Origin of the sequence: Pseudomonas umsongensis, from assembly GCF_012647205.1 — a bacterium.
GTDB lineage: Bacteria > Pseudomonadota > Gammaproteobacteria > Pseudomonadales > Pseudomonadaceae > Aquipseudomonas > Aquipseudomonas umsongensis.
The window spans coordinates 63205-89224 of the sequence record NZ_CP051487.1 but is presented as its reverse complement, the minus strand read 5'-3'; the positions used below and the strand labels follow the sequence as shown (position 1 = coordinate 89224).

The following is a 26020-nucleotide window of genomic DNA, read 5'->3' as shown; positions in this document are numbered from 1 at the left end:
AGGTCCATCGTGGAGTTTGTGAGGTAATGTTATATGATAACATTAAAGCAAGCCCGATAATTTCACCGGGTACCCTGTGAGGAGCTTCTGATGCCAAATCGCCTTCCCGTGACAGTCCTCTCGGGCTTTCTTGGAGCCGGAAAAAGTACACTTCTTAATTACATACTACGTAATAGAAATGGTCTGCGCGTTGCTGTCATCGTCAATGACATGAGTGAAATCAATATCGACGGCAGTGAAGTCCAGCGCGATGTCAGTCTCAATCGTGCGCAAGAGAAACTTGTGGAGATGAGCAACGGCTGCATCTGCTGCACGTTGCGGGAAGACTTGCTGAAGGAGGTTAGCTCGCTCGCCGGGGAGGGTCGTTTTGATTACTTGTTGATCGAATCAACTGGCATTTCAGAGCCGCTGCCAGTAGCGGAGACCTTTACCTTCCGCGATGAAAACGGCCAGAGCCTCACCGACATCGCCCGGCTCGACACGATGGTTACCGTGGTCGATGGCATGAATTTCCTGCTCGATTTCCAGGCTGCCGAAAGCCTGGCGTCACGTGGCGAAACGCTGGGCGAGGGAGATGAACGCGCGATCACCGATCTGTTGATCGAGCAGATCGAATTCGCCGACGTCATCCTGATCAGCAAGATTGACTTGATCAGTAGCCGAGAACGCGAGGAGCTGACGGCGATTCTTGAACGCCTCAATGCGCAGGCGCTAATCATCCCGATGGTCATGGGCGAAGTGCCGTTGGAGAAGATCCTCGATACCGGTCGTTTCAACTTCGAGAAAGCGGCGCAGGCACCGGGCTGGTTGCAGGAAATGCGTGGTGAACACGTGCCGGAAACCGATGAATATGGCATCGCGTCCTACGCCTATCGCGCGCGTCGCCCCTTTCATCCGCAACGCTTCTTCAATTTCATCGATGGCCCGTGGCTCAATGGCAAGCTGTTGCGCTCCAAGGGCTTCTTCTGGTTGGCGAGCAAACACACGGACGCTGGCAGTTGGTCCCAGGCCGGCGGAATGATGCGTTATGGTTTTGCCGGGCGCTGGTGGCGTTTCGTGCCGAAGGATCAGTGGCCGCAGGATCAGGAAAGCACCGCCGCCATCCTGCAGAACTGGGACGCTGATAGTGGGGATTGCCGACAGGAACTGGTGTTCATCGGACAGAACGTCGATTTCGCGCGACTTGCCGCCGAGCTGGACGATTGTCTGTTGAGCGATGAAGAGATGGCGCCAGGCGCAGAGAGCTGGTGCTCGTTGCCTGATCCGTTTGGCCCTTGGTATGAAGAGGCCGCTTGATTCTCAAGGCTCGAGCCAGGTTCCCTGGCTCTGGGCTTCGCAAAACGGCTTCAAATACGCCGCATCCGTGGCAACGCCGTAATAGTGAATATCCTGCCGGTAAGGCATATTGGCGACTTGGGCGTTGCTGCACACGCCGAAAGACCCACCAGGGCATTGGTCGACGTACTGCACTTCGACTTTCTGCCCTGCAAGGCTTGGCTTGCAGAATCCATCGGCAAAGAGTTTTTGCGGAATGTTGCGGTTTTGCTGGCAGACTTTCACGTCAAGCCGTTCCGCCTGGCTGTGGACCACGCAAGCCTGGGCCAGCGCCTCGCCACTATTGAGCGCCAGCAGCAACGACATGCCTATCCACCGCATTCTTACCTCCCAAGACACCTTCGATCATGTTGCAGAACATACCCACCCATGTCATCGCCGGGCCACTGGGGGCCGGTAAGACCAGCCTGATCAGCCACCTGCTGGCGCAACGTCCCGCTGGCGAGCGCTGGGCGGTGCTGATCAACGAATTCGGACAGATCGGTATCGATGCCGCGTTGTTGACCCGTGATGCCGATGGTATCGCACTGGGTGAAGTGGCCGGGGGCTGTTTGTGTTGCGTCAACGGTGCGCCGTTTCAGGTCGGTCTCGGCCGTTTATTACGCAAGGCGCGACCGGATCGACTGTTCATCGAGCCGTCCGGGTTGGGGCATCCGGCGCAGTTGCTCCGGCAGTTGCGTGAAGCGCCGTGGCAAGGTGTCCTGAGTGTCCAGCCCTGCGTTCTGGTACTGGACGCCAAGGCGCTGGCTGCTGGCAAGCCGCTCCCGCCGGCGCAACAGGAGGCTTTGGAGAGTGCCGGCCTGTTGCTGATGAACAAGGCGGAACACCTTGATGAAATCGCTCGGCAACGCCTTGTCGCGCAGTTGCCGGAACGCCCATTGTATTGGGCGCACCATGCAGCCTTGCCATTGAGCCAATTGCCTGGCCTGGCCGCGCAGGCTGTGGCGGGTGTGGATAACTTCGTGGCGCCCAAGGGGTTGGCGCAGTTGCCGGCGATCTGGACCGATCCGGCGCTGCCGATTTGCTTGAGCCAGGCGCAGGAGGACAGCTGGAGCATTGGTTGGCGCTGGCATCCGAGCCAGACCTTTGACACTAACAGGATCGCTCGGTGGCTCGCAGGCCTTGATTGGCGGCGGGCCAAGCTGGTTATCCACAGCGTCGAGGGGTGGATGTCGGCGAATGCGCTGGATAATGCGGCGCTGGAATGGCGGTCCAGCGAATGGCGCCAGGACTCGCGGATTGAGCTTATTTTCATTCAGATGCAGGATGTTGAGGTGCTGCAACGAGGACTGGACGGCTGTCGGTTGGGGTGAGGAACAAAAGATTGTCCGAACGCGGCCCGAACCTGCGGCAGCTTCTACAGGGATCGCCAGTTGCGTTAGTTCAAGGCCGCCACTTGGTATGTTCCTGCCGCCACTGGCTCAACTCGATTACCTCGGCACGCGGCTTGACCACGTCGACCACCGTGGCGGTGTCGTCGAATGGCACAGGATAAGGCGCCAGTTCGATCTGTGCGCTGTGTGGGCCGAATTGGGTGATGGTGCCGTTGTGGCGGGTTTCGCCGGTTACGGTGAATTCGAAGTTATACACACGGGCCAATCGTCGCCGACCATTGGCATCCTTGATGAACGCGATTTTTTTCAATGCTACGTTGCCATCCAGCAACTCGATCCCAAGCTTGGCGCAATGCTGCTTGACCCGCTCGAGTGCGTGTTCGCGCAAGCCGTGGTTGTGCCATAGCCAGGCAGCCGCGGTAGCGAAAAGCATCAGCACTAGAATATTTCCAAGGGTCAGCATCTACAGGGCGCTCCAACAAGATAGTGTCAGCTTAACTGTGTCGTTGGTCTGTCGTACAGGCTGCGTTTAGTCGCATACTGCGCGGCACGAATTTCAATCGTTTTACGGATAACTCACCGCATGAAACGTACACCCCATCTGCTTGCTATCCAGTCCCACGTGGTGTTCGGTCACGCAGGCAACAGTGCCGCGGTTTTCCCGATGCAGCGGGTCGGGGTGAATGTCTGGCCGCTTAACACCGTGCAGTTTTCCAATCACACCCAATACGGCCAGTGGTCGGGTGACGTATTGGCACCGCACCAGATTCCCGATCTGGTCGACGGTATCGCGGCCATTGGCGAGCTGGGCAATTGCGATGCGGTGCTGTCCGGTTACCTCGGCAGTGCAGCCCAGGGCAGGGCGATCCTGACGGGTGTGGCGAAGATCAAATCGATCAATCCCAAGGCGTTGTACCTGTGTGACCCGGTGATGGGCCATCCGGAGAAGGGCTGCAGCGTACCGGCGGAAGTCAGCGATTTCCTGCTGGAGGAGGCCGCCAGCGTGGCCGATTTCATGTGCCCCAATCAACTGGAGCTCGACAGCTTCTCGGGGCGCAAGCCGCAGTCGCTGTTCGATTGCCTGGCGATGGCGCGGGCGCTGCTGGCACGCGGGCCGAAGGCGGTGTTGGTCAAGCACCTGGATTATCCCGGGAAAAAAACCGATGTCTTTGAGATGTTGTTGGTGACGGCCGAAGGCAGTTGGCACCTGCAGCGTCCGCTGCTGGCGTTTCCGCGTCAGCCGGTGGGTGTTGGCGACCTGACGTCCGGGTTGTTCCTGGCCCGTGTCCTGCTGGGCGATAGCCTGGTGGCGGCTTTCGAATTCGCCGCGTCGGCGGTGCATGAAGTGTTGCTGGAGACCCAGGCCTGCGCCAGTTACGAAATGGAACTGGTTCGGGCTCAGGACCGGATCACCCATCCGCGCGTGCGGTTCGAGGCCACGCCGATCAGTTTGTAATCCGGTTACGGCGAAAAAAATCGCAGCCTGCGGTAGCTTCTACAGAGGCTGCGATCTTTTGCTTCAAGCGTCGCCCTTGATTTCCTGATAACGCTTTTCCAGCTCCTGACGAATCTGACGACGTTGCTGGGCCTGCATATAACGGCGCTTGTCTTCACTGTTTTGAGGTTGCAGTGGCGGCACCGGGGCGGGCTTGCGCTGGTCATCCACGGCGACCATGGTGAAGAAGCAGCTGTTGGTATGGCGTACCGAGCGCTCACGGATATTCTCGGTCACCACCTTGATGCCCACCTCCATGGAGGTGTTGCCGGTGTAATTGACCGACGCCAGGAAGGTCACCAGTTCACCGACATGGATCGGCTCGCGGAAAATCACCTGGTCTACCGACAAGGTCACCACATAGCGGCCGGCATAGCGGCTGGCGCAGGCGTAGGCCACTTCGTCGAGGTATTTGAGCAGGGTGCCACCATGAACATTGCCAGAGAAATTGGCCATGTCGGGGGTCATCAATACTGTCATCGACAGCTGGGCGTTTCCGGGTTCCATAGCGTTCTCACGGGTCAAGGCAAGGTTTGAGGGACGCACCTCTGCGGGCGCTTCAGCGGTTTTTTCAAACCAACAGATATCGGGACGCCGCGCGGGCGGCCGCCGTCACGCCTGATCGATCTGTTTCCATATATTGCACCGCCTTTTCGCCGGAAGTCGCGGTGTTACCCTGCAAAAGCCCGGACCAAGGGAAAAGTCCTACACGCAAAGCAGAATTTTACGCTGCTCGAATCGGACGCTTAGCCGCGTCCGATGATTAAGCCAATGCACCCAAGGAGCCCACGCCATGCATGCCATCAGTTTTATTCAGGATCTGGCAGTGATCATGTTGGTTGCGGGCGTGGTGACCGTACTGTTCCATCGGTTCAAGCAACCGGTGGTGCTGGGCTACATTGTGGCCGGCTTCATTATTGGCCCGCACACTCCACCGTTCGGCCTGATCCACGATGAAGAAACCATCAAGACCCTGGCGGAGCTGGGGGTGATTTTCCTGATGTTCTGCCTGGGCCTGGAGTTCAGCCTGCGCAAGCTGTTCAAGGTCGGTGCCACGGCGTTTATCGCGGCGTTCCTGGAAATCGTTCTGATGATCTGGATCGGCTACGAAATCGGCCGCTGGTTCGATTGGAACACAATGGACTCGCTATTTCTCGGGGCGATCCTGGCCATTTCCTCGACCACCATCATCGTCAAGGCACTCAATGACCTGAAGATGAAAAACCAGCGCTTTGCGCAGTTGATTTTCGGCGTACTGATCGTCGAAGACATCCTCGGTATCGGCATCATCGCCTTGCTGTCCAGTATCGCGGTCAGCGGCACGGTCAGTTCGGGCGAAGTGTTCTCCACTGTCGGCAAGCTTTCGCTGTTCATGATCGTCGCGCTGGTCATTGGCATTTTGCTGGTGCCGCGCTTGCTGGCGTACGTGGCCAAGTTCGAGAGCAACGAAATGCTGCTGATCACCGTGCTGGGCCTGTGTTTTGGCTTCTGCCTGCTGGTGGTCAAGCTTGAGTACAGCATGGTGCTCGGTGCGTTCCTGATTGGCGCGATCATGGCTGAGTCGCGGCAGTTGCTGAAAATTGAGCGCTTGATCGAACCGGTTCGCGATTTGTTCAGCGCGATCTTCTTCGTGGCGATCGGGTTGATGCTCGACCCGATGATTTTGCTGCAATACGCCTGGCCAATTGCGGTGATCACCGTGGCGGTGGTGCTCGGCAAGATGCTGTCCTGCGGCCTTGGCGCCTTCATCGCCGGCAATGACGGACGAACTTCGCTTCGCGTCGGGATGGGGCTGTCGCAGATTGGCGAATTCTCTTTCATCATTGCATCGCTGGGCATGACCCTGCAGGTCACCAGTAACTTCCTTTACCCGGTGGCCGTGGCGGTCTCGGTGCTCACCACGCTAATGACGCCCTATCTGATCCGCGCGGCCGACCCGCTGTCGATCAAGCTGGCCGCGGTGATGCCGCAACGGCTGGCTCGGGTGTTGGGGATGTATGGCGAATGGCTGCGCAGTATTCAACCGCAGGGCGAGGGTGCGTTGCTGGCTTCGATGATTCGGCGGATTTTGCTGCAGGTGGGGGTCAATCTGGCATTGGTGATTGCGATCTTCTTCGCCGGTGCTTACTTTGCCGAAGGCATGTCTACCTATCTGCAAGACTGGATCAGCGACTCGAGCTGGCAGAAAGCGCTGATCTGGGGTGGGGCGCTGCTACTGTCGCTGCCTTTCCTGATTGCCGCGTATCGCAAGCTCAAGGCGTTGTCGATGTTGCTGGCGGAAATGGGTGTCAAACCGGAGATGGCGGGTCGTCACACGCAGCGAGTGCGCCGGGTGATCTCCGAAGTGATCCCGATCCTCTCGCTGCTGGTGATTTTCCTGCTGCTGGCAGCCTTGTCGGCCAGTATTCTGCCGACCAACAAGTTACTGGTCCTGATCGCCGTGGTCGCGGCCGCCGTAGCGGCGTTGCTCTGGCGCTGGTTCATCCGAGTGCACACACGGATGCAGGTAGCCTTGCTCGATACCCTGGAAAACCACAAGGATTCGCCGGGGCATTGATCATGTGAGGGGCGTCGAACGGCTCAGCTTTCCAGCCAGACGTCCCGCGCCCAGTGCCATACCGATTCCCAGGTTTCTTCGGCGATCAGCTCTTCTTCGGCCTGCCAAAGCACTACGGTGCCGTCTTCTTCGACGCAGTAGTAGTTGTCGCCGTCCTGGCAGATCGGGATCAGGCTGCGATCGACGCCTGCATCCCAGGCGTTGGCGGCAACGTCCGGCAGGTAAGTGTGGGATTGCGGGTCCGTGACGGTGACGGGCTCCAGGCTGCCATAGACCACGTCGCTGACGGTCAGCAGGAACTCCCTGAAGACGAACGGAATGTCGATGAACAGTTGTTCTTCGATTTCCACCAGCAGATCTTCGTCGGGCAACTCCAAGGGGACCGGTACCGGTTCGTTGGCTTCACGCAGTTGTTCGATGATTTCTTCCACGTCCGGGATCCTCTTGCTTGTATGGCGCGGTTTATATGGGGCGGTTTATACAGTAGCTCGCTATAGATGCAACCGCGAAATAGAAAACCCCAGCCGAGGCTGGGGTTTTTATTACAACAAGTGAAGCGCGGAGGGGAATCAGCCGTTCTGACGGATACCAGCCACCAGCCAAGGCTGGTTTTCGCCCTGTGTACGTTCCATGTTCCAGCTTTCGCTGAACACTTCGCCCTGGTCGAACCGCGAGGTCTTCGACACGCCGCTGAAGGTCAGGGTGGCGATGGTCTTGTCGGCACGATCTTCTACGCCGTCCAATTGCACATTCAGGTTATCAATGTAGGTGGACTGGAAGCCGTCACCCAGGTCAGCACGTTCGCGCTTGAGGAACTCCAGCATTTGCGGGGTCACGAACTCGGCGATCTTGTCCATTTCGTTCGCGTCCCAGTGTTGCTGCAGGGACTGGAAGTGATTGCGCGCAGCTTCGATGAAGTTGTGTTCGTTGAACCAGGCCGGAGCGTTGATTACCGGACGAGCGGCAACCGGTGCTGCCGCGCCACCGAAGATCGAACCGCCAGCAGGCTTCTGTTCGAACGCCTCACGCTGCATCGGCGCGTAGCCTGCCGGAGCCATTTGCGGCTGCTGCTTGCGACGACGAGCGGCAATGAAGCGGAAGACCAGGAACGCGATGACCGCCATGATCAGGATGTCGAGGATCTGCATGCCCTGGAAACCGTCGCCCATGAACATGGATGCCAGCAGGCCACCAGCGGCGATGCCGGCCAGAGGGCCGAGCCAGCGCGAAGCGCCACCGGCCTTGGCTGCGGCGCCCGCGGCACCGGCTGCACCAGCGGTCGCTGCAGCGCCGCCCATGCCTGGAGAAGAAGGAGCCATCTGGCTGGTCTGGTGTGTCGGCGCAGCGCCTGCGCTTTTGCCACCACCAAAGCGCTTGGCGGCATTGGCGTCGAGGCTCATCGTCAAGCCGATGCACAACGCCATGGCGATGCTAAGAAAACGTTTCATAAAGGGAATTCCCATTTGTGGAAGGCACGCGCGCCATGTTGCACAGCTGAAGTGTTGCTGGCTAGCGGCAGAGTGTTTCGAGCTTTTGCCTGACAGGTTGCATTCAGCTTCAGTCAGTGCAATAGGGCTTGTTAACTTTGGTCCGTAGGAAAAGTGGATAAGTTCTGTAAGAAGGATGTCTATCGTCGCAGCGCGAGCATGATGACGCCCGCCGTGATCAGGCCGATCCCACTCCATTGGCGCAGATCAAGCTTCTCGCCCAGCAGGACCACACCGAGCACGGCTACCAGCACCACGCTGAGTTTGTCCACAGGGGCAACCAGTGAGGCCGGGCCGACCTTGAGTGCGCGGAAGTAGCAAATCCACGAGGCACCGGTGGCAAGGCCAGACAACAACAGGAACGCGTAGCTCCTGGTAGAGATCGTTCCTAAAGACTGATATTGGTCCGTGGCGTATAAAATCAAGGCCAGGCTGACCAGTACCACCACGGTTCGCAATAGGGTGGCGAAGTCTGGATTGACGTTTTCGACGCCGATCTTCGCGAAAATGGCGGTCATTGCCGCGAATACGGCGGATAACAGGGCCCAGAAAGTCCAGGAAGAAAACAAGCCTGAGCCCATGACTTTTTCCTTGGGGCTAATCAACCTTTGGGAGCGAGCCTTGTGGCGAGGGGATTTATCCCCGCTGGACTGCGCAGCAGTCCCATTATTAGGGGCCGCTTCGCGACCCGACGGGGATAAATCCCCTCGCCACAAGTCTCGCTCCCACAGAAAAACAGTCAGTGTGACCTTAAATAGCTTCCAGCTTGGCATACCCCAGCATCAGCCACTTGCTGCCTTCGCTGAAGTTAACCTGTACCCGAGCCGCCGCTCCGGCGCCTTCGAAGTTGAGGATCACGCCGTCACCGAAGATCGAGTGGCGTACAGTCTGGCCCAGGCTGAAGCCGGTCTGCGGAATCTCGCTGCCGCTGAACAGATTGCTGCCACTCATCGACTGATTGCCGCCGTACGGCCGGCTGACGCTGTTGGAAAGCCGTACTTCCTGAATCAGGCCCTTGGGTACTTCGCGTACGAACCGCGAAACCTTGTTGTAGGTCTCGCTGCCGTAGAGGCGTCGGGTTTCGGCATAGGTCATCACCAGGTTCTGCATGGCCCGAGTGATGCCGACATAGGCCAGGCGACGTTCTTCCTCAAGACGGCCGGGCTCTTCCAGGCTCATCTTGTGCGGGAACAGGCCTTCTTCCATGCCCACCAGGAACACATAGGGAAATTCCAGGCCCTTGGCGCTGTGCAGGGTCATCAATTGAATGCTGTCTTCGTGTTCGTCGGCCTGGGTATCGCCGGCTTCCAGCGAGGCGTGACCGAGGAAGGCTGCCAGTGGCGTCAGGTCCTCGTCCTCTTCGCTGTTTTCGAAGTTGCGCGCCGCGCTGACCAGTTCCTCAAGGTTTTCTACCCTGGCCTGGCCCTTCTCGCCTTTTTCCGCTTCGTGATAGGCGATCAGCCCCGACTGTTCGATGACGGTCTGGGTCATCAGGTGCAACGGCATTTCCATGCACTTGGCGGCAAGGTTCTCGATCAACTCGACAAACGCGCTCAGCGCGCCGGCTGCGCGGCCGGTAACGCCTTTATTGGCCACCAGCTGGCGCATCGCTTCCCACATCGACACATCACTGTGGCGGGCGTGGTCGCGGATCGCTTCGACGGTTTTCTCGCCGATGCCCCGGGCTGGCACGTTGATCACCCGTTCCAGCGCGGCATCGTTGCCACGGCCTTCGAGCAATCGCAGGTAGGCCATGGCGTTCTTGATTTCAGCACGTTCGAAGAAGCGCTGGCCGCCGTAGATGCGGTAGGGAATGCGCTCGCGCAGCAAGGCTTCTTCCAACACGCGCGATTGGGCGTTGGAACGGTACAGAATCGCGATATCGCTGCGAGCCAAGCCGGTTTTCAGCGCACTTTCGATGGTTTCGACAACGTAGCGAGCTTCGTCGTGTTCGTTGAACGCGGCGTACAGGTTGATCGCTTCGCCGTCGCCGCCGTCGGTCCACAACTCTTTGCCCAAGCGCCCGGTATTGTTGGCGATCAAGGCGTTGGCGGCCTTGAGGATGCCTGCGGTGGAGCGGTAATTCTGCTCCAGGCGAATGGTTTCGGCGTCCGGGAAGTCTTCGGAGTACTGGTAGATGTTCTCGATTTTCGCGCCACGCCAGCCATAGATCGACTGGTCGTCGTCGCCGACCACCATCAGACTGTCGCCACCTTTGGCCAGCAGGCGCAACCAGGCGTACTGCACGGCGTTGGTGTCCTGGAACTCGTCCACCAGAATGTGCCGGAAGCGCTTCTGATAGTGCGCCAGCAAGCCAGGGTGATCGCGCCACAGGTCGAGGGCGCGCAGCAGCAATTCGGAGAAGTCGATGACACCGGCGCGCAGGCACGCGGCCTCGTAGGCCTCATAAATGCTGCGCATGGTCGCCAGGAACAGGTCGCCGCTGGCTTGAATGTGTTGCGGGCGCAGACCTTCGTCTTTCTGCCCGTTGATGAACCATTGGGCCTGACGGGCGGGCCAGCGCTGTTCGTCCAGGCCGAGCTCGCGGATCACCCGCTTGACCAGGCGTTGCTGGTCGTCGCTGTCGAGTATCTGGAAGGTCTGGCTCAGGCCGGCTTCCTGCCAGTGCGCCCGCAGCAAGCGGTGCGCCAGGCCGTGGAAGGTGCCGACCCACATGCCGGCCGGGTTGATACCCATCAGCTGCTCGATGCGATGGCGCATCTCGGCAGCAGCCTTGTTGGTGAAGGTCACCGACAGGATGGAGTGGGGCGAGGCGTTTTCGACCTGGATCAACCAGGCGATACGGTGCACCAGCACTCGGGTTTTACCGGAACCAGCACCGGCCAGGACCAACTGACGACCCACGGAGGCAGCTACGGCCTGGCGTTGGGCATCGTTGAGAGAGTTCAGCAGAAGGGAGAGATCATCGCGCATCGGGCCATTCTAGGGGGCCGCGTCACCCCGGGCAAACCCCGCTTCGTTTTAGCCGATGAAAGTTACGCAAGGGACGACCGGTCAGTCATCGGCTGCAATCGTTTGCCGTGCCTGTTTGGCGGCATTTTGCCACCGCTGGCGGCTGATACTTTGGTCTGTTTTTTGATCGGGAGCAGTTTGGTCCGGGCATTGGCTTGTGTATGCTCCGTCGACGTTTCGGGCACATGCTCATCATTATAAGAACAAGAACACTGCCTATGACCCTCAGCTTCGACCTGTCGGGCCCTACTGTGGAGCCCAGGGTTATTCGTAAACAATACGCCATGGAAATGGCGGTCGAACGCACGCGTCTGTTGTATCAGGGGTCCTTGCTGCCCACGCTGTTCATGTTGATCAATGGCCTGGTCTGCGCTGGATTGCTCTGGAGTCCGCAGCGCTACTTCCTGGTCAGTGTCTGGCTGGTGTGGTTGCTGTCGCTGGTGGCATTGCGGGTGATCCAGGTGGCGGCCTTCGATTCGGCGATTCCCAACCGCCAGGCTCATCCGATCTGGCGGCGCATGTTTTTACTGGGCTCGGGTCTCACGGGCCTGACCCTGGCTGGCGCCGGTATTGCTCTGGTTCCTGCCGATAACTTCATTCAACAAGCCTGGGTCTTTGGCCTGATCGGCGCCGCGGCGCTGTCGGCCAGCGTGGCCTATGCGGTGAGTTTGCCGGCGTTCCTGTCCTTCACCTTACCCTGCCTGTTGCCGGCCATTGCCTATATGTTCTGGGGTGGGGATGAGCACGGTTGGGGCTGGTTCGGCTTGATTTTGCTGGGTGCGCTGAGTGTGGTTGCCTGGCAAGTGAACCGGCTGATCGATCGGGGCCTGTTGCGACGCTTCCAGAATCAGGCGCTGATCGAGAATCTGCAGCAGGCGCAGAACTGCAGCGATCAGCTCAATCAAAAGCTGGCCAGGGAAATCGATCAGCGTCGGCGTGCCGAAGACGAATTACGCGAAATCCAGGTCGACCTGGAAAACCGTGTCGCCCAGCGCAGTCTGGAGCTGGACGCGGCCAACCAGGCGCTGAGCAAGAGTGAGGCGCGCCTGGCACTGGCACTGAAGGCCAGCGAACTGGGGTTGTGGGACTGGAACCTGCAAACCGATGAAGTCCATCACACGCAGATCCAGGAATTGTTCGGCCTGGAGCCGGACCAGGTGACGGCATTATTGCGCCACCTCAAACCGCGCTTGCATCCCGACGACCTTCCTGCACTGAAAAAGGCGTTGGTCGAGCATTTGAAGGGGCGCACCGAGGATTACCAGATCGAGTACCGCGTGCGGCATGGCGATGGCCATTGGGTGTGGATCGAGGACCGCGGACGGGCGGTGGAACGTGCCGCCAACGGCCGGGTGATTCGCATGGTGGGCACGCGGCGCGATATCAGTGTCAGCAAGGTCCAGGAAGAGCAACTGCAACTGGCGGCGACCGTGTTCGAGGCCGCCAGCGAAGGCATTGTGATTTTCGATCCGAATTATGCCGTGATCGCGGTCAACCAAGCCTTCAGCCGGGTCACTGGCTATGAAATCGAGGAGGTTCTTGGACGCAACGTGGTCGAGTTGCCCTGCAGTCGCGATGCGCGCCGGCATTACGGTGCGATCCATCTAACCCTGGAGCAGCACGGCAATTGGCAGGGTGAGCTGGTGGAAACCCGCAAGAGTGGCGAGATGTATCCGCAATGGCTGCAATTGACCGCCGTACGCGATACTCGGGGAAATGTCAGTCATATCGTGGGCTTCTTCGCGGATCTCTCGGCAAGGCGAGAATCCGAGGAGCGCATGCGCTACCTGACCCATCACGACGAACTCACGGGGCTGGCCAATCGCTCGATGTTCCGCGAACGACTCAGCGAAGCACATCAGCGGGTACGCCAGGGCGGTTATCGCAGCCTGGCTTTGTTGCACATCAATCTGGATCGCTTCAAGCAGCTCAACGACAGCCTGGGTCATGAGGTGGCCGATCAGCTATTGCAGAAAATGGCCCGGCGCCTGGTCAACGCATTGCCCGAGGCAGACACCATCGCACGCTTGTCCGGCGATGAATTCGCTGTCCTGTTCAATGCCTACGGCAACCTCTCCAGTCTGGCGCGAGTGGCGACTCGCTTGTCGGCCAAATTGCGTGTGCCGGTGACCGTCGACGGTCATGAGCTGGTGGTCAGCGCATCCATGGGTATCAGCCTGTTGCCAGACAACGCTCGGGAAGTATCCGCATTGGTCAGTCAGTCGAACATGGCTATGCAGCACGCCAAGCATTTGGGGGGTAACAATTTCCAGTTCTACACCGATAGCTTGCAAGCCAGCACCCTTGAGCGCCTGCAGCTGGAAAATCATCTGCGCAAAGCGGTCGAAGATAAGCAACTGAAGGTGTTTTACCAACCGAAGCTGTGCCTCGCCACGGGCAAGCTCAATGCTGCCGAGGCCTTGGTGCGTTGGGACCACCCGACCATGGGACGTGTGCCGCCGGGGGATTTCATTGGCTTGGCGGAGGAGACCGGTTTGATCGGCCCAATCGGCGAGTTCGTCTTGCGCCAGGCCTGCTGGCAAGCCTGCGAGTGGCAGCGCCTGGGGCTTGAGGGAATTCGGGTGTCGGTCAATCTGTCGGTGCACCAATTGCGTCAGGGCAAACTGGTAAGCCTGGTGCGTCAGGTCCTGGAAGAAACCGGGTTGGCGCCGCATTACCTGGAGCTGGAACTGACCGAGAGCCAGTTACTCGACAGCGTCGAGCACATTATCGCGACGTTCCAGCAACTGCGTGATTTGGGCGTTACGCTGGCGATCGACGATTTCGGCACCGGGTATTCGTCCCTGAGCTACCTCAAGCGCATCCCGGTGGATTACGTGAAGATCGATCAGGCGTTTATCCGGGGCCTGGGAGAGGGTACGGCAGACGCGGCGATCACTCGGGCAATCATTGCGATGGCGCACGGCTTGAAATTGAAAGTGGTGGCTGAAGGCGTGGAACGGCTGGAGCAGCTTGAATTTTTGAAAGCCGAACATTGTGATGAAGTGCAAGGCTATCTGATCAGCCGGCCGGTTGAGGCCGAGGCCCTGGCACGGTTGCTTCAAGTACAAGGTGTAAGTTGATCGACGAGGTTTTCCGCCAGACACCTGATGTGTCTGGCGGAAAGTTTTAAAGCGTGGGAAACAGGCTGATGGGTAAGCTTCGATGTATCAGGCCAGCTCCCCACACAAGTCCAGTTCAATTAGCCGCCGGACCTCCGCAGGTTCAAGTCCTGCCCCCAGCAAGCCATGCAGCTTGCCGAACGCCGCTTCACGGGTCATGCCGCCACCTGAAAGCACACCGGCCACCCGCAAACGACTGCCCGCCTCATACACGTCCAGTTCTACGCCACCTTCGTGGCACTGCGTGACTGCCACCACCACGACGCCCGCGTCCCGCGCCCGTTCCAGGCTGGCGAGGAACCCGGGATTGTCGCTCGGCCCGGTACCGCTGCCGTAGCATTCCAGCACCAGGCCCTGAATACCGCTGTCGATCAGGCCATCGAGTATTTCGGCGCCGATGCCGGGAAACAGCGGTAACACTGCAACGTTCGCCTGTTGCCGGGCTTGGTTGTAATGCAGTTGCGCCGGAATCGAAGACGCTTTCGCACCACCACCCTGACGTTCCAGTCGCTTGAACGGATGACGGCCGAAACTGCGCACTTTCGCGCAATGGGTTGGGTCCAGCAATTCACCGTGGAAGTACAAGTGCACACCCGGAGCCAGGCCCTGGCCCAATGCAACCAGGGCGCCGCCGAGGTTTTCCCAGGCATCGCTGTCGGTCACGCCGGCCGGCAACATCGAGCCGGTAAAGCAAACGCGTGCGTGCAGGCCGAGCAATTGAAAGCTCATGGCGGCGGCGCTGTAGGCGAGGGTGTCGGTGCCGTGCAGGATCAGCACGCTGTCGCAACCTTGCACGTCCACGGCATCGACCACTGCTTCACGCAATTGCTGCCAATACGCCGGGGTCATGTTGGCGCTGTCGATCAGCGGCGACATTTCGCGAAAGCGCCATTGCGGTACCACGAGATCAGGCTGGCTGTGCAGGTACTCACGCATCCGCGCTTCGAAACCGGACGCCGGCACCAGGCCGTGGGCACTGGCTTGCATGCCGATGGTGCCGCCCGTGTAGAGCACCATGACGTGCTGGGCGGCAGGGTAGGTCGAGGAATTCATGGAGCTGCTCCGAGAACGATGATGTCCTGTGGGAGCGGGCTTGCTCGCGAAGAGGGAGTGTCAGGCGACATTAGTGTTGTCTGATACACCGCTTTCGCGAGCAAGCCCGCTCTCACAAGGGATTTCGCACTTTAACCGATCAGCGTTGCGCTGCGGGCACGCCTTGCGGCACGGCTTCGGCCTTGGTGGTGACTGTAGGCGGATTGGCTGGCCAGGCCTGGCGATCCAGGTCCAGGTCCGGGAACTTGCTCGAATCGAACACCGGCGTCTTGATCCCGGCTGCACGCTGGTCATCGTAGTCGCGCAGGATGCGCATGCCGACCTTGAACAGCAGGAACAGCGCGATCAGGTTGACGAACGCGAGCATCGTCATGGTGATGTCGGCAAAGGCGAACACGGTCCCGAGGTTTTCGATGGCGCCCCAGAAGATCAGCACCAGAACCAGCGCACGGTAGCCCATCAGTGCCTTGCGGTTTTCGCCGATCAAAAAGCGCAGGTTGCTCTCACCCAGGTAGTAGTTGTAGAGGATCGAGGTGAACACGAACAACGCCAGCGCCACGGAAATGAACATCCGGCCCCAGTCACCGACCACGGCAGCCAGGGAGTTCTGGGTCAGGGCAATACCGTCGCCTTCGAAGCCCGGGGTGTAGAAGCCCGAGAGCAGGATCAGCAGGGCCGTGCAGGTGCAGATCACGAAGGTGTCGAGGAACACACTGAACGCTTGAACCACGCCTTGGGCGACGGGGTGCTCGACCGAGGCCACCGCGGCCACGTTCGGCGCGCTGCCCAGGCCCGCTTCGTTGGCGAATACGCCACGTTTAACGCCCATGATAATCGCGCTGCCGATCAGGCCGCCAAATGCCTGGTCAAGGCCGAAGGCGCTTTTAACGATGGTCATCAGCATGCCCGGTACCTGATCGAACTGCAGCACGATCACGTAGATGGTCACGCCGATGTACACCAGGGTTTTCACTGGCACCAGCAGGTCGGCGACCTTGGCGATGCGCTTGATCCCACCGATGAACACCAGGCCCAGCAGTACCGCAAGGCCAAGGCCGGTCCAGGTGGTGTCGAGGCCGAAAGCGTTGTTCAGCGAGTGGGTCACGGCATGGGATTGCAGGCCGTTGAAGGCGAAGCCGAAGGTGATCAGCAGCAGGAACGCCATGATCATCCCCAACCAGCGCTTCTGCAGGCCGTGCTGAATGTAATAGGACGGACCGCCACGGAAGGTGCCGTCGGAATCAGTGCGTTTGTAGAGTTGGCCGAGGGAGCATTCAAAGAAGCTGCTGGACATGCCGACCAGTGCGGTCACCCACATCCAGAACACGGCACCGGGGCCGCCCAGTGTCACGGCAATACCGACACCGGCGATGTTGCCTGCGCCGACACGACCGGCAAGGCTGAGCATCAGGGCCTGGAACGAGCTGAGTTGCCCAGCGCTGCTTTTGAGGCTGTCCCGGAACACCGCGAACATGTGGAAGAAGTGACGCAATTGAACGAAACGCGAGCGGATCGTGAAGTAGCTACCGAGCCCGACAATGAGCACGATCAGTACTTTCCCTGAGAGGAAGTCGTTAATGACTTCGAGCATGGTTATTCCTCGCTGTTTTTTGTGTAGGCAGATGCTGGCCAGGAAGAAACATCGTGTTACATCCGTTCGCGCACGGCATAACGGATCAGGCGAAGTTCGTCCCGGATTCATATCGCGGGTTTGTTGTTAGTTCGGGTTTCGCATGGGTTGTGGCCTCGCTACCGACGACCGCTCACGCGAAGAGGGGCGGCACTATACCGATGACAGTGCCGTCCGTCTGCACGGTTGTGGTGCAAGATCAAAAGATCGCAGCCTGCGGTATCTACAGGGACCGCATTCCCCCGTAGGAGCTGCCGAAGGCTGCGATCTTTTCGCTTGTAAAAAAAAGGGCTTGGAGAGAAATCTCCAAGCCCTCAAAAGGTGAGAGGTGTCTAGTCCCTCGACCTGGTGAGCGGTGCTACAGCGTTGGTTAAGCCTTCAGAGGCACCAGACGCGGGGCAATCATGTTTTCCGGGCGCAGGATGTCGGCGAGCATGGCGTCGTCGAGCAGACCTTCTTCGCGCACCAGTTCCAATACGCCGCGGCCGCTTTCGAGGGCGATGCGGGCGATACGGGTGGCGTTTTCATAGCCGATGTACGGGTTCAGCGCGGTCACCAGGCCGATCGAGTGCTCGACCAGTTCACGGCAACGTTCTTCGTTGGCGGTGATGCCGGTGATGCAGTGCTCGCGCAGCATGTCCATGGCGCGTTGCAACAGGCGGATCGAGTCGAAGATCTTGAAGGCGATCAGCGGCTCCATCACGTTCAGTTGCAGCTGGCCGCCTTCGGCCGCGATGGTCAGGGCCAAGTCGTTGCCGATGATCTGGAACGCTACCTGATTCACGGCTTCCGGGATTACCGGGTTGACCTTGCCTGGCATGATCGAGCTGCCTGGCTGACGCGCCGGCAGGTTGATTTCGTTGATGCCGGTTCGTGGGCCGCTGGACAGCAGGCGCAGGTCGTTGCAGATCTTCGACAGCTTGACCGCGGTGCGCTTGAGCATGCCGGAGAACAGCACGAAGGCGCCCATGTCAGAGGTGGCTTCGATCAGGTCGGCTGCCGGTACAAGCGGGTGACCGCTGATGGTGGCCAGGCGCTGAACGGCCAGGTGCTGGTAACGCGGGTCGGCGTTGATGCCGGTGCCGATTGCGGTACCGCCCAGGTTCACTTCGGTCAGCAGCTCGGGTGCCAAGGTCTTCAGGCGTGCCAGGTCTTCGCCCAAGGTCGTGGCGAACGCACGGAATTCCTGGCCAAGGGTCATCGGCACAGCGTCTTGCAGCTGGGTACGGCCCATCTTCAGGACGTGGCTGAATTCTTCACCTTTGGCGGCGAACGACTGGATCAGGCTGTCGAGGCTGGCCAGCAGCGCGTCATGACCCAGCAGCAGACCCAGGCGGATCGCGGTCGGGTAGGCGTCGTTGGTCGACTGCGCCATGTTCACGTCGTTGTTCGGGTGCAGGTACTGGTATTCGCCCTTCTGGTGACCCATGGCCTCCAGCGCGATGTTGGCGATGACTTCGTTGGCATTCATGTTGGTAGAAGTGCCAGCGCCGCCTTGAATCATGTCCACCACGAATTCTTCGTGGAAATCGCCGCGGATCAGTCGTGCACAGGCTTCGCTGATGGCCGCGTGCTTGGCTTCACTCAAGTGACCCAGCTCGCGGTTGGCGTCAGCGGCGGCTTGCTTGACCATGGCCAGGCCGACTACCAGCTTCGGGTAATGCGAGATCGGAACGCCGGAGAGACGGAAGTTGTTCACCGCTCGCAGGGTCTGGATGCCGTAATACGCTTGAGCCGGTACTTCGAGTACGCCAAGCAGGTCTTTTTCTGTGCGGAATGATGCAGCGGAGGACATGATAGAAATCATCTCAATATGGACCCGGGCTGTGCCGGAACACTGCAAATGCTAGGCTTGTGGAGAATTTTGGGCCAATGCTGTTAAACACTGGCCTATGCACATTCGGCATAATGCCCATGTGACGCCATGTTGACGGCGAGCGTGTGACCTAATTTGGTGCGTGTCCGGGAGGATGTGATGAATCTGGAAAGTAAATGGCTGGAGGACTTCAGTGCCCTGGCCGCCACCCGCAGCTTCTCCCAGGCAGCGGAACGCCGCTTTGTGACTCAACCGGCCTTTAGCCGCCGAATCCGCAGCCTCGAAGCCGCGCTGGGATTGACCCTGGTCAACCGCTCCCGCACGCCGGTCGAGCTGACGGCGGCAGGCCAGTTGTTCCTGGTTACCGCGCGTACCGTGGTCGAGCAGCTCGGTGAGGTGCTGCGCCACCTGCATCATCTGGAAGGCGGGCAGGGCGAAGTGATGCAAGTCGCGGCGGCACACTCACTGGCTCTTGGGTTTTTCCCTCGCTGGATCGCGCAACTGCGCAATGAAGGCTTGAACATCGCCACACGGTTGGTCGCCACCAACGTTGGCGACGCCGTGCATGCGTTGCGCGAGGGCGGTTGTGACTTGATGCTGGCGTTCTATGACCCGGACGCGGCCATGCAGATGGACCCTGAGATTTTTCCTTCCTTGCACCTTGGGCACACCGAAATGCTCCCGGTGTGCGCGGCAGACGAGCAGGGCAAGCCCCTGTTCGACCTGGAGGGCGAGGCAAGCGTGCCATTGCTGGCCTACAGCGCCGGAGCGTTTCTTGGGCGTTCGGTCAATGGTTTGCTGCGCCAGCGCGCGCTGCGCTTTACCACCGTGTATGAGACCGCCATGGCCGATAGCCTCAAGAGCATGGCCCTGGAAGGCCTGGGGATTGCCTGGGTACCACAACTGAGTGTGCGCGCCGAGCTGGCGCGCGGTGAATTGGTGGTGTGTGGTGGCCCGCAATGGCATGTGCCGCTGGAGATTCGTTTGTACCGCTGCGCGTTGGTGCGCAAAGCCAACGTGAGGTTGTTGTGGCGCAAGCTGGAAGGCGGGGCAGCGCAGGGCGCGACCAATTCTTGAACACAATGAAAACCCTGTAGGAGCGGGCTTGCCCGTGAAGGGGCCAGCAAAATCAACATAAATGTGTGATGTGTCGACGTTATCGCAGGCAAGCCAGCTCCAACAGGAATTCGTGGTGTACTGGATTGACCTTCAGGTCAATAAATCCGGTGCTTTGCGGTGGGTGACAGATGGTCGCAATGGGGGCTGTTTATCTGCTTCATTGAGGTATACTGCGCGGCCTTCGGCCGGTTCGCCTGGCCATAATTCGTACAATCAAGCCACGCATTCTGCGTGGCTTGTTGTTTTTTGATGCGCCTGCGGGCGCCCAGAGAGAAGAGGCACGACGATGAGTGCATTGGTTGGCGTGATCATGGGCTCCAAGTCCGATTGGTCCACCCTTAGCCACACCGCCGATATGCTGGAAAAGCTCGGCATCCCTTACGAGGTGAAAGTGGTCTCTGCCCACCGCACCCCGGACCTGCTGTTCCAGTACGCTGAAGAAGCCGAGGCGCGTGGCATCGAGGTGATCATCGCCGGTGCCGGTGGCGCAGCCCACTTGCCTGGCATGTGTGCAGCCAAGACCCATCTGCCGGTGCTGGGCGTGCCGGTGCAGTCGGCGATGCTCTCGGGCGTCGATTCGCTGCTCTCCATCGTGCAGATGCCAGCAGGCATTCCGGTCGCCACCCTGGCCATCGGCAAGGCCGGTGCGATCAACGCCGCCCTGCTTTCGGCGAGTATCCTGGGCGCCAAGCACCCGCAGTTCCACGCGGTGCTGAAAACCTTCCGTGCTGAACAGACAGACAGCGTCCTGGAAAATCCAGACCCACGCATCGCCTGAGGTTGTTGACGATGAAGATCGGTGTAATCGGTGGCGGCCAATTGGGTCGCATGTTGGCGCTGGCGGGAACTCCGCTGGGTATGAACTTCGCTTTCCTCGACCCGGCGCCGGACGCGTGTGCCGCCGCGTTGGGTGAGCATCTGCGCGCCGATTACGGCGATCAGGATCACCTGCGTCAGCTGGCCGATGAAGTCGATCTGGTGACTTTTGAGTTCGAGAGCGTCCCGGCGGAAACCGTGGCGTTCCTGTCGCAGTTCGTGCCGGTTTACCCGAGTGCCGAAGCCCTGCGCATCGCTCGTGATCGCTGGTTCGAAAAGAGCATGTTCAAGGACCTGGGCATTCCAACCCCGGCGTTCGCCGACATTCAGTCGCAAGCCGATCTGGACGCCGCCGTGGCTTCCATCGGTCTGCCAGCCGTGCTGAAAACCCGCACCCTGGGTTACGACGGCAAGGGCCAGAAAGTCCTGCGTACAGCTGAAGATGTGGTTGGCACTTTCGCCGAGCTGGGCAGCGTGGCTTGCCTGCTGGAAGGTTTCGTACCCTTCACCGGCGAAGTCTCGCTGATCGCCGTGCGCGCCCGCGATGGCGAAACCAGGTTCTATCCGCTGGTACATAACACCCACGACAGTGGCATCCTCAAGCTGTCCGTGGCCAGCACCGATCACCCGTTGCAAGCCTTGGCCGAAGATTATTCCAGCCGTGTGCTCAAGCAGCTGAATTATGTTGGCGTGATGGCGTTCGAGTTCTTTGAAGTCGACGGGGGCCTGAAGGCCAACGAAATTGCCCCGCGCGTACACAATTCCGGGCACTGGACCACCGAAGGTGCCGAGTGCAGCCAGTTCGAAAACCACCTGCGGGCGGTCGCCGGCCTGCCGCTGGGTTCAACCGCCAAGGTCGGCGAAAGCGCAATGCTGAACTTCATCGGTAAAGTGCCGGAGACCGACAAAGTCCTGGCCATCGCCGATTGCCACCTGCATCACTACGGCAAGGCATTCAAGGTCGGCCGCAAGGTGGGTCACGCCAATCTGCGCTGTGCAGACCGCGAAACGCTGGCCGCACAGATCCTCAAGGTCGAAGCGCTCATCGCCGAGTAAAACAGTTTCATGTGGCAGCGGCGGAACCATTCAGGGACCGCCGTTCTCTCATGGCAGGATGCCAAAGTCTGACTAGGCTTTGGACACTGCCATTTAATCAGAGGGAAATGCCATGGGAATCATCGGAACCATCTTTATCGGCTTGATCGTCGGCCTGCTGGCACGCTTCCTTAAACCGGGCGATGACAGCATGGGCTGGATCATGACCATCCTGCTTGGTATCGGCGGTTCGCTGGCAGCCACCTACGGCGGCCAGGCTCTGGGTCTCTATCAAGCGGGTGAAGGCGCAGGCTTCATCGGCGCACTAGTGGGCGCCGTCATCTTGCTGGTGATCTACGGCTTGATCAAAAAGAACTGACTCAAGCGACAAAGTCCTCTCGGCTGCGCAGCCCGGGAGGACTAGAATGCCCGGCGATCTCCTTAACCCTACCGGGCATTTTCATGCGACGTCTTCTGCTGACTCTTGTTTTACTGAGTACGGGCCTTGCCCATGCCGGCGAGCTGCCGGAAACCGACTGGCTCGAACTGATGCCCAAGTCGGACCAGAAAGCCCTCGAGGCCATGCCTGAAATCGACCACGACTCTCCGGAAGCCAATGGCACCTTCACTGAAAAAGGTGGCATGAAGCAGAGCAAGGGCTTGCCCGCGGTGATGTATTCGACCAAGACCGTAGCGTCCATGAACGACAAGGACATCCGTATCGGTGGCTATCCGGTACCGCTGGAGTCCGACGCCAAGGGCCGCAGCACCTTGTTTTTCCTTGTGCCATACCCGGGGGCCTGCATCCACGTACCGCCGCCGCCACCCAATCAATTGGTGCTGGTGCGTTATCCCAAGGGTTTGAAGCTGGAGGATATCTACACGCCGCTGTGGGTGACCGGCACGCTGAAGATCGAGAAGGTCAGCAATGACCTGGCGGATGCGGCGTATGCGCTGGACGCGGCGAAGGTGAGGGTGGTGCAGGAATCGGACCTGTGATCGAGTGAAGCAAAAAGATCGCAGCCTGCGGCAGCTCCTACAGGGATCTGTGTAGGAGCTGCCGCAGGCTGCGATCTTTTGATCTTAAAGCACTTTGCTGCCAATACTCACGCCGAGTGTATGACTGGCCCCCGGAGCCAAAGCCACCACATCACCCATCACATTTGCCGTTTCAATGCACAGCATGCGTTGCCAGCCATCGTCGGCCATGTCGCTGAAAGCCGCGGCGCGTTCGGTCCATGGGTTCCAGATTACAGCCGAACGTGAACCGGAACTGGTGAGCTCGATACGCCGCTCCCAGGACGGGTCGACAATGCTGAGCTGGGTCGGCGTATCGAGGTAAATGCGATCGGTTTCGCCGGTAAAGTGCAAGTCACCGGACTGGGTCACGGTTTTCCAGTCGTCCAGCGTCTCGATATAGCTCAGCCCGTCCAGCCCTTCGACATGCACATTTCGCACATCACTGACGGCGAAATAGCTGTGCAGCGCCTGGCTGATCGTGACGGTGTCGGTGCCCTGGTTGTGACTGGTCAGGCTGATATGCAGTTGCTCATTCAGACGAATGCTCAACTTCAGGTCGACCTTGTGCGGCCAGCCAGGCAAGCCGCCTTCGGGGCAAGGCAAGAGGAACTCGATCTTCAGGCTTTCGCCCTCGGCCTCGATGCCGCCCAATTCCCAGTCGATCGCCCGTACCAGCCCGTGAGCGGCGGCGGGTTCGCTGCTGACGCGCATTGCCTGGACACTCTGCGGGTTGCGCGCCAGGTTGCCGAACCACGGCCAGCACACTGGCACACCGGCGCGGATGCTTTTGCCCGCCTTGAACACGGCCTCGTCGTTGAGCCAGATCAGCGGTGGCTGGCCGGCCACTTGATAGCTGAGGATGTGCGCGCCTTGCTGGGCCACCAGCAATTCGGCCTGGCCGTGGCGGATGCGCCAGCAGTTCAGTTCATCCAGTTTGACGGCTTCAACGTTGGGCGTGCTCATGGGACAGCTCTCGATCAGTAACAATGACTGCAATGGACCGCAAAACGCTTATCGGGTTTAACGCAGCCCGTTTTTAACGTGCCCGGGGCGGAACCGAACGAGTACGGCCGCTGCCATCGATGGCGACGAACACAAACACCGCTTCGGTAACTTTGCGCCATTCGCTGGACAGTGGATCGTCGCTCCAGACCTCGACCATCATCTGGATCGAGCTGCGGCCGATTTCCAGTGCCTGGGTATAGAAGGAGAGCTGGGCGCCCACTGCGACCGGAACCAGGAATGCCATGCGGTCGATCGCGACAGTGGCCACGCGACCGCCAGCCACCTTGCTGGCCATCGCAGTACCGGCCAAGTCCATCTGCGCCACCAGCCAGCCGCCGAAAATATCGCCAAAGCCGTTGGTTTCGCGAGGAAGCGCGGTAATTTGCAGGGCCAGGTCGCCTTGCGGGATCGGATCTTCTTGTTCGAGCTCTATCATGCGGGGGGTGCCTCTGACCCGTGACTCTTCGTTGTGTAGCGGATAAATAGCCGTCCTGGAAAAACGATTCATCCCCGAACTCACTGCGTTCGTCACGTTTTTCGTAAGGCGCCTAAAGGGAAACTCTGCGAAATCGCCTATGAACCTGACAGGCGTTTTCGCACAGCAACCCCTTACAAGCTATTACACAATTGCGAGTATATCGGTCGATAGACTCCGATACGACCGTCCGGTTCTCATTTTGCCCATCAAATACGCGCCTCTATGTGCTTTTTCGAACAATTTGCTATCGTGCCGGTCCTGCCCGAGCCCTTGCCAGCGTTGTTGGGGCGGCAGACCTGACTATAAGAGAAGCCCTTGCCATGACCACAGCGCCCTCGAGTATCGCGCAGCCTTCCCCATCCGCACGTCCGCTGACCCGCAACGACTACAAGACGCTATCGCTGTCGGCCCTGGGCGGCGCGCTGGAGTTCTACGATTTCATCATTTTCGTGTTCTTCGCCACGGTGGTGGGCAAGCTGTTCTTCCCGGCGGACATGCCCGAGTGGCTGCGCTTGATGCAGACTTTTGGCATCTTCGCCGCCGGCTACCTGGCGCGGCCACTGGGCGGCATCGTGATGGCGCACTTTGGGGACCTGTTGGGGCGCAAGAAGATGTTCACCCTGAGCATCTTCATGATGGCGGTGCCAACCCTGATCATGGGCCTGTTGCCGACCTATGCACAGATCGGCATGTGGGCGCCGATCCTGTTGCTGCTGATGCGGGTGATCCAGGGCGCGGCAATTGGCGGTGAGGTGCCGGGTGCCTGGGTCTTCGTTTCTGAACACGTACCGCAACGGCATGTCGGCTATGCCTGCGGCACCCTGACCAGCGGCCTGACGGCGGGTATCCTGCTGGGTTCCCTGGTTGCCACGGCGATCAACAGCATTTACACGCCAGTTGAAGTGGCGGATTACGCCTGGCGGATCCCGTTCCTGCTCGGTGGCGTGTTCGGTCTGTTCTCCGTGTACCTGCGCCGTTGGCTGCACGAAACTCCGGTGTTCGCCGAGCTGCAGCAGCGCAAGGCTCTGGCCGAGGAGGTGCCGTTGCGCGCGGTGCTGCGTGACCATCGCGGTGCAATTGCCATTTCGATGCTGCTGACCTGGCTGTTGTCCGCCGCCATCGTGGTGTTGATCCTGATGACCCCGACCGTGCTGCAGACGGTGTACCACTTCGCGCCAACCACCGCGTTGCAGTCCAACAGTGTGGCAATCGTGTTCCTGAGCATTGGCTGCATCATTGCCGGTGCGTTAGCGGATCGCTTTGGTGCGGGGCGTGTGTTCGTTGTCGGATGCACGGCATTGCTGGCCAGTTCCTGGACGTTCTATCACAGCCTGGCCGACCATCCCGAATGGTTGTTCCCGCTGTATGCCCTGACTGGTCTGCTGGTGGGCACCATCGGCGCGGTACCGTACGTGATGGTCAAGGCGTTCCCGCCAGTGGTGCGTTTCAGCGGCCTGTCGTTCTCGTACAACGTGGCCTACGCGATTTTCGGTGGTTTGACGCCGATGGTCGTCAGCCTGCTGCTCAAGGAAAGCCCGATGGGACCGGCGTATTACGTGGCGGTGCTGTGCGGGGTCGGGATTTTGGTGGGGGCGTATCTCTGGAAGAAAGGGCGCTAATTCACCGCCGATCGTTCCCACGCAGAGCGTGGGAACGATCTGTCGGCAGATGCTGGCCTTTCATCCAATTGTCATATTTCAGCCATAGAGTGTTCACACGGCCTGCTGATACTTGGCCCCGAATAA

23 protein-coding genes are annotated in these 26020 nt (G+C 59.6%); 11 read left to right on the top strand and 12 right to left on the bottom strand.

Features of this window, described 5'->3' with window-relative positions; genetic code table 11:
* The first annotated feature begins 90 nt into the window (after positions 1–90).
* Positions 91–1296: a zinc metallochaperone GTPase ZigA gene (gene zigA / locus HGP31_RS00420; protein ID WP_168757011.1), complete on the top strand. Its 1206-nt coding sequence runs from the start codon at positions 91–93 to the stop codon at positions 1294–1296.
* A gap of 3 nt (positions 1297–1299) precedes the next feature.
* Here the strand turns inward: zigA and HGP31_RS00415 are convergent, their stop codons facing one another.
* The gene (locus tag HGP31_RS00415; RefSeq protein ID WP_168757010.1) at positions 1300–1656 is read right to left on the bottom strand and encodes an NADH:ubiquinone oxidoreductase; all 357 of its coding nucleotides are present in this window, start codon (positions 1654–1656) and stop codon (positions 1300–1302) included.
* 26 nt (positions 1657–1682) lie between these two features.
* Here HGP31_RS00415 and HGP31_RS00410 point away from each other — a divergent pair, with 26 nt between their 5' ends.
* Positions 1683–2648, top strand: coding sequence for a CobW family GTP-binding protein (locus HGP31_RS00410; protein WP_168757009.1), 966 nt, complete (start codon positions 1683–1685; stop codon positions 2646–2648).
* 70 nt (positions 2649–2718) lie between these two features.
* On the opposite strand, the gene HGP31_RS00405 is transcribed toward HGP31_RS00410, so the two are convergent.
* Positions 2719–3132, bottom strand: coding sequence for a DUF3301 domain-containing protein (locus tag HGP31_RS00405; protein WP_020797952.1), 414 nt, complete (start codon positions 3130–3132; stop codon positions 2719–2721).
* A 120-nt stretch (positions 3133–3252) separates the two neighbouring features.
* Here HGP31_RS00405 and pdxY point away from each other — a divergent pair, with 120 nt between their 5' ends.
* Positions 3253–4125 carry a pyridoxal kinase PdxY gene (gene pdxY, locus HGP31_RS00400; protein WP_020797951.1) on the top strand — a complete coding sequence of 291 codons (873 nt, stop codon included), beginning with the start codon at positions 3253–3255 and terminating at the stop codon, positions 4123–4125.
* 63 nt (positions 4126–4188) lie between these two features.
* Here the strand turns inward: pdxY and HGP31_RS00395 are convergent, their stop codons facing one another.
* Positions 4189–4671, bottom strand: a complete 483-nt coding sequence (locus HGP31_RS00395; protein ID WP_041073853.1) for an acyl-CoA thioesterase — start codon at positions 4669–4671, stop codon at positions 4189–4191.
* Between the two features lie 286 nt (positions 4672–4957).
* Here HGP31_RS00395 and HGP31_RS00390 point away from each other — a divergent pair, with 286 nt between their 5' ends.
* On the top strand, positions 4958–6721 hold the full coding sequence (locus tag HGP31_RS00390) for a cation:proton antiporter (RefSeq protein ID WP_020797949.1): 1764 nt from the start codon (positions 4958–4960) through the stop codon (positions 6719–6721).
* A gap of 23 nt (positions 6722–6744) precedes the next feature.
* On the opposite strand, the gene HGP31_RS00385 is transcribed toward HGP31_RS00390, so the two are convergent.
* The 4 genes from HGP31_RS00385 to uvrD all read right to left on the bottom strand — a co-directional run bounded on the left by HGP31_RS00385 (position 6745) and on the right by uvrD (position 11142).
* Positions 6745–7152: an SMI1/KNR4 family protein gene (locus tag HGP31_RS00385; protein WP_168757008.1), complete on the bottom strand. Its 408-nt coding sequence runs from the start codon at positions 7150–7152 to the stop codon at positions 6745–6747.
* A gap of 138 nt (positions 7153–7290) precedes the next feature.
* On the bottom strand, positions 7291–8169 hold the full coding sequence (locus HGP31_RS00380; RefSeq protein WP_168757007.1) for a Tim44 domain-containing protein: 879 nt from the start codon (positions 8167–8169) through the stop codon (positions 7291–7293).
* Positions 8170–8348: 179 nt separating this feature from the next.
* On the bottom strand, positions 8349–8789 hold the full coding sequence (locus HGP31_RS00375) for an EamA family transporter (protein ID WP_168757006.1): 441 nt from the start codon (positions 8787–8789) through the stop codon (positions 8349–8351).
* Positions 8790–8958: 169 nt separating this feature from the next.
* On the bottom strand, positions 8959–11142 hold the full coding sequence (gene uvrD, locus HGP31_RS00370; RefSeq protein WP_168757005.1) for a DNA helicase II: 2184 nt from the start codon (positions 11140–11142) through the stop codon (positions 8959–8961).
* A gap of 257 nt (positions 11143–11399) precedes the next feature.
* Between uvrD and HGP31_RS00365 the strand changes: the two genes are divergently transcribed.
* Positions 11400–14264, top strand: coding sequence for an EAL domain-containing protein (locus tag HGP31_RS00365; RefSeq protein ID WP_168757004.1), 2865 nt, complete (start codon positions 11400–11402; stop codon positions 14262–14264).
* A gap of 87 nt (positions 14265–14351) precedes the next feature.
* Here HGP31_RS00365 and HGP31_RS00360 read toward each other — a convergent pair whose 3' ends face one another.
* From HGP31_RS00360 to aspA, 3 genes are all read right to left on the bottom strand, one after another.
* Positions 14352–15356: an asparaginase gene (locus tag HGP31_RS00360; protein ID WP_168757003.1), complete on the bottom strand. Its 1005-nt coding sequence runs from the start codon at positions 15354–15356 to the stop codon at positions 14352–14354.
* 139 nt (positions 15357–15495) lie between these two features.
* Positions 15496–16947 carry an alanine/glycine:cation symporter family protein gene (locus HGP31_RS00355; protein WP_168757002.1) on the bottom strand — a complete coding sequence of 484 codons (1452 nt, stop codon included), beginning with the start codon at positions 16945–16947 and terminating at the stop codon, positions 15496–15498.
* Positions 16948–17356: 409 nt separating this feature from the next.
* Complete coding sequence (gene aspA / locus HGP31_RS00350; protein WP_020797941.1) at positions 17357–18781, bottom strand: aspartate ammonia-lyase; 1425 nt, start codon at positions 18779–18781, stop codon at positions 17357–17359.
* Between the two features lie 180 nt (positions 18782–18961).
* Here aspA and HGP31_RS00345 point away from each other — a divergent pair, with 180 nt between their 5' ends.
* The 5 genes from HGP31_RS00345 (at position 18962) to HGP31_RS00325 (ending at position 22771) form a co-directional block, all read left to right on the top strand.
* The gene (locus tag HGP31_RS00345) at positions 18962–19879 is read left to right on the top strand and encodes a LysR substrate-binding domain-containing protein (protein WP_033045512.1); all 918 of its coding nucleotides are present in this window, start codon (positions 18962–18964) and stop codon (positions 19877–19879) included.
* A gap of 328 nt (positions 19880–20207) precedes the next feature.
* Positions 20208–20699, top strand: coding sequence for a 5-(carboxyamino)imidazole ribonucleotide mutase (gene purE, locus HGP31_RS00340; protein WP_007971731.1), 492 nt, complete (start codon positions 20208–20210; stop codon positions 20697–20699).
* An 11-nt stretch (positions 20700–20710) separates the two neighbouring features.
* Positions 20711–21793, top strand: a complete 1083-nt coding sequence (locus HGP31_RS00335; RefSeq protein WP_020797939.1) for a 5-(carboxyamino)imidazole ribonucleotide synthase — start codon at positions 20711–20713, stop codon at positions 21791–21793.
* A gap of 112 nt (positions 21794–21905) precedes the next feature.
* A complete protein-coding gene (locus tag HGP31_RS00330) occupies positions 21906–22151 on the top strand; it encodes a GlsB/YeaQ/YmgE family stress response membrane protein (protein WP_020797938.1) in 246 nt (81 codons plus the stop codon).
* Between the two features lie 83 nt (positions 22152–22234).
* On the top strand, positions 22235–22771 hold the full coding sequence (locus HGP31_RS00325; RefSeq protein ID WP_083349920.1) for a DUF3299 domain-containing protein: 537 nt from the start codon (positions 22235–22237) through the stop codon (positions 22769–22771).
* Positions 22772–22855: 84 nt separating this feature from the next.
* Here the strand turns inward: HGP31_RS00325 and HGP31_RS00320 are convergent, their stop codons facing one another.
* Positions 22856–23755, bottom strand: a complete 900-nt coding sequence (locus HGP31_RS00320; protein ID WP_168757001.1) for a D-hexose-6-phosphate mutarotase — start codon at positions 23753–23755, stop codon at positions 22856–22858.
* 73 nt (positions 23756–23828) lie between these two features.
* Positions 23829–24233, bottom strand: a complete 405-nt coding sequence (locus HGP31_RS00315; protein ID WP_007896491.1) for an acyl-CoA thioesterase — start codon at positions 24231–24233, stop codon at positions 23829–23831.
* Between the two features lie 362 nt (positions 24234–24595).
* Here HGP31_RS00315 and HGP31_RS00310 point away from each other — a divergent pair, with 362 nt between their 5' ends.
* On the top strand, positions 24596–25894 hold the full coding sequence (locus tag HGP31_RS00310) for an MFS transporter (protein ID WP_168757000.1): 1299 nt from the start codon (positions 24596–24598) through the stop codon (positions 25892–25894).
* Positions 25895–26020: the final 126 nt, after the last annotated feature.

Excerpts from the sequence above, each read along its gene's own strand:
- uvrD (WP_168757005.1), bottom strand. The coding sequence starts at position 11,142 with ATGCGCGATGATCTCTCCCTTCTGCTGAACTCTCTCAACGATGCCCAA.
- HGP31_RS00345 (WP_033045512.1), top strand. The coding sequence starts at position 18,962 with ATGAATCTGGAAAGTAAATGGCTGGAGGACTTCAGTGCCCTGGCCGCC.
- HGP31_RS00375 (WP_168757006.1), bottom strand. The coding sequence starts at position 8,789 with ATGGGCTCAGGCTTGTTTTCTTCCTGGACTTTCTGGGCCCTGTTATCC.
- pdxY (WP_020797951.1), top strand. The coding sequence starts at position 3,253 with ATGAAACGTACACCCCATCTGCTTGCTATCCAGTCCCACGTGGTGTTC.
- HGP31_RS00320 (WP_168757001.1), bottom strand. The coding sequence starts at position 23,755 with ATGAGCACGCCCAACGTTGAAGCCGTCAAACTGGATGAACTGAACTGC.
- purE (WP_007971731.1), top strand. The coding sequence starts at position 20,208 with ATGAGTGCATTGGTTGGCGTGATCATGGGCTCCAAGTCCGATTGGTCC.
- HGP31_RS00315 (WP_007896491.1), bottom strand. The coding sequence starts at position 24,233 with ATGATAGAGCTCGAACAAGAAGATCCGATCCCGCAAGGCGACCTGGCC.
- aspA (WP_020797941.1), bottom strand. The coding sequence starts at position 18,781 with ATGTCCTCCGCTGCATCATTCCGCACAGAAAAAGACCTGCTTGGCGTA.
- HGP31_RS00360 (WP_168757003.1), bottom strand. The coding sequence starts at position 15,356 with ATGAATTCCTCGACCTACCCTGCCGCCCAGCACGTCATGGTGCTCTAC.
- HGP31_RS00310 (WP_168757000.1), top strand. The coding sequence starts at position 24,596 with ATGACCACAGCGCCCTCGAGTATCGCGCAGCCTTCCCCATCCGCACGT.
- HGP31_RS00380 (WP_168757007.1), bottom strand. The coding sequence starts at position 8,169 with ATGAAACGTTTTCTTAGCATCGCCATGGCGTTGTGCATCGGCTTGACG.
- HGP31_RS00415 (WP_168757010.1), bottom strand. The coding sequence starts at position 1,656 with ATGCGGTGGATAGGCATGTCGTTGCTGCTGGCGCTCAATAGTGGCGAG.
- HGP31_RS00395 (WP_041073853.1), bottom strand. The coding sequence starts at position 4,671 with ATGGAACCCGGAAACGCCCAGCTGTCGATGACAGTATTGATGACCCCC.
- HGP31_RS00365 (WP_168757004.1), top strand. The coding sequence starts at position 11,400 with ATGACCCTCAGCTTCGACCTGTCGGGCCCTACTGTGGAGCCCAGGGTT.
- HGP31_RS00335 (WP_020797939.1), top strand. The coding sequence starts at position 20,711 with ATGAAGATCGGTGTAATCGGTGGCGGCCAATTGGGTCGCATGTTGGCG.
- HGP31_RS00390 (WP_020797949.1), top strand. The coding sequence starts at position 4,958 with ATGCATGCCATCAGTTTTATTCAGGATCTGGCAGTGATCATGTTGGTT.
- zigA (WP_168757011.1), top strand. The coding sequence starts at position 91 with ATGCCAAATCGCCTTCCCGTGACAGTCCTCTCGGGCTTTCTTGGAGCC.
- HGP31_RS00355 (WP_168757002.1), bottom strand. The coding sequence starts at position 16,947 with ATGCTCGAAGTCATTAACGACTTCCTCTCAGGGAAAGTACTGATCGTG.
- HGP31_RS00325 (WP_083349920.1), top strand. The coding sequence starts at position 22,235 with ATGCGACGTCTTCTGCTGACTCTTGTTTTACTGAGTACGGGCCTTGCC.
- HGP31_RS00330 (WP_020797938.1), top strand. The coding sequence starts at position 21,906 with ATGGGAATCATCGGAACCATCTTTATCGGCTTGATCGTCGGCCTGCTG.
- HGP31_RS00405 (WP_020797952.1), bottom strand. The coding sequence starts at position 3,132 with ATGCTGACCCTTGGAAATATTCTAGTGCTGATGCTTTTCGCTACCGCG.
- HGP31_RS00410 (WP_168757009.1), top strand. The coding sequence starts at position 1,683 with ATGTTGCAGAACATACCCACCCATGTCATCGCCGGGCCACTGGGGGCC.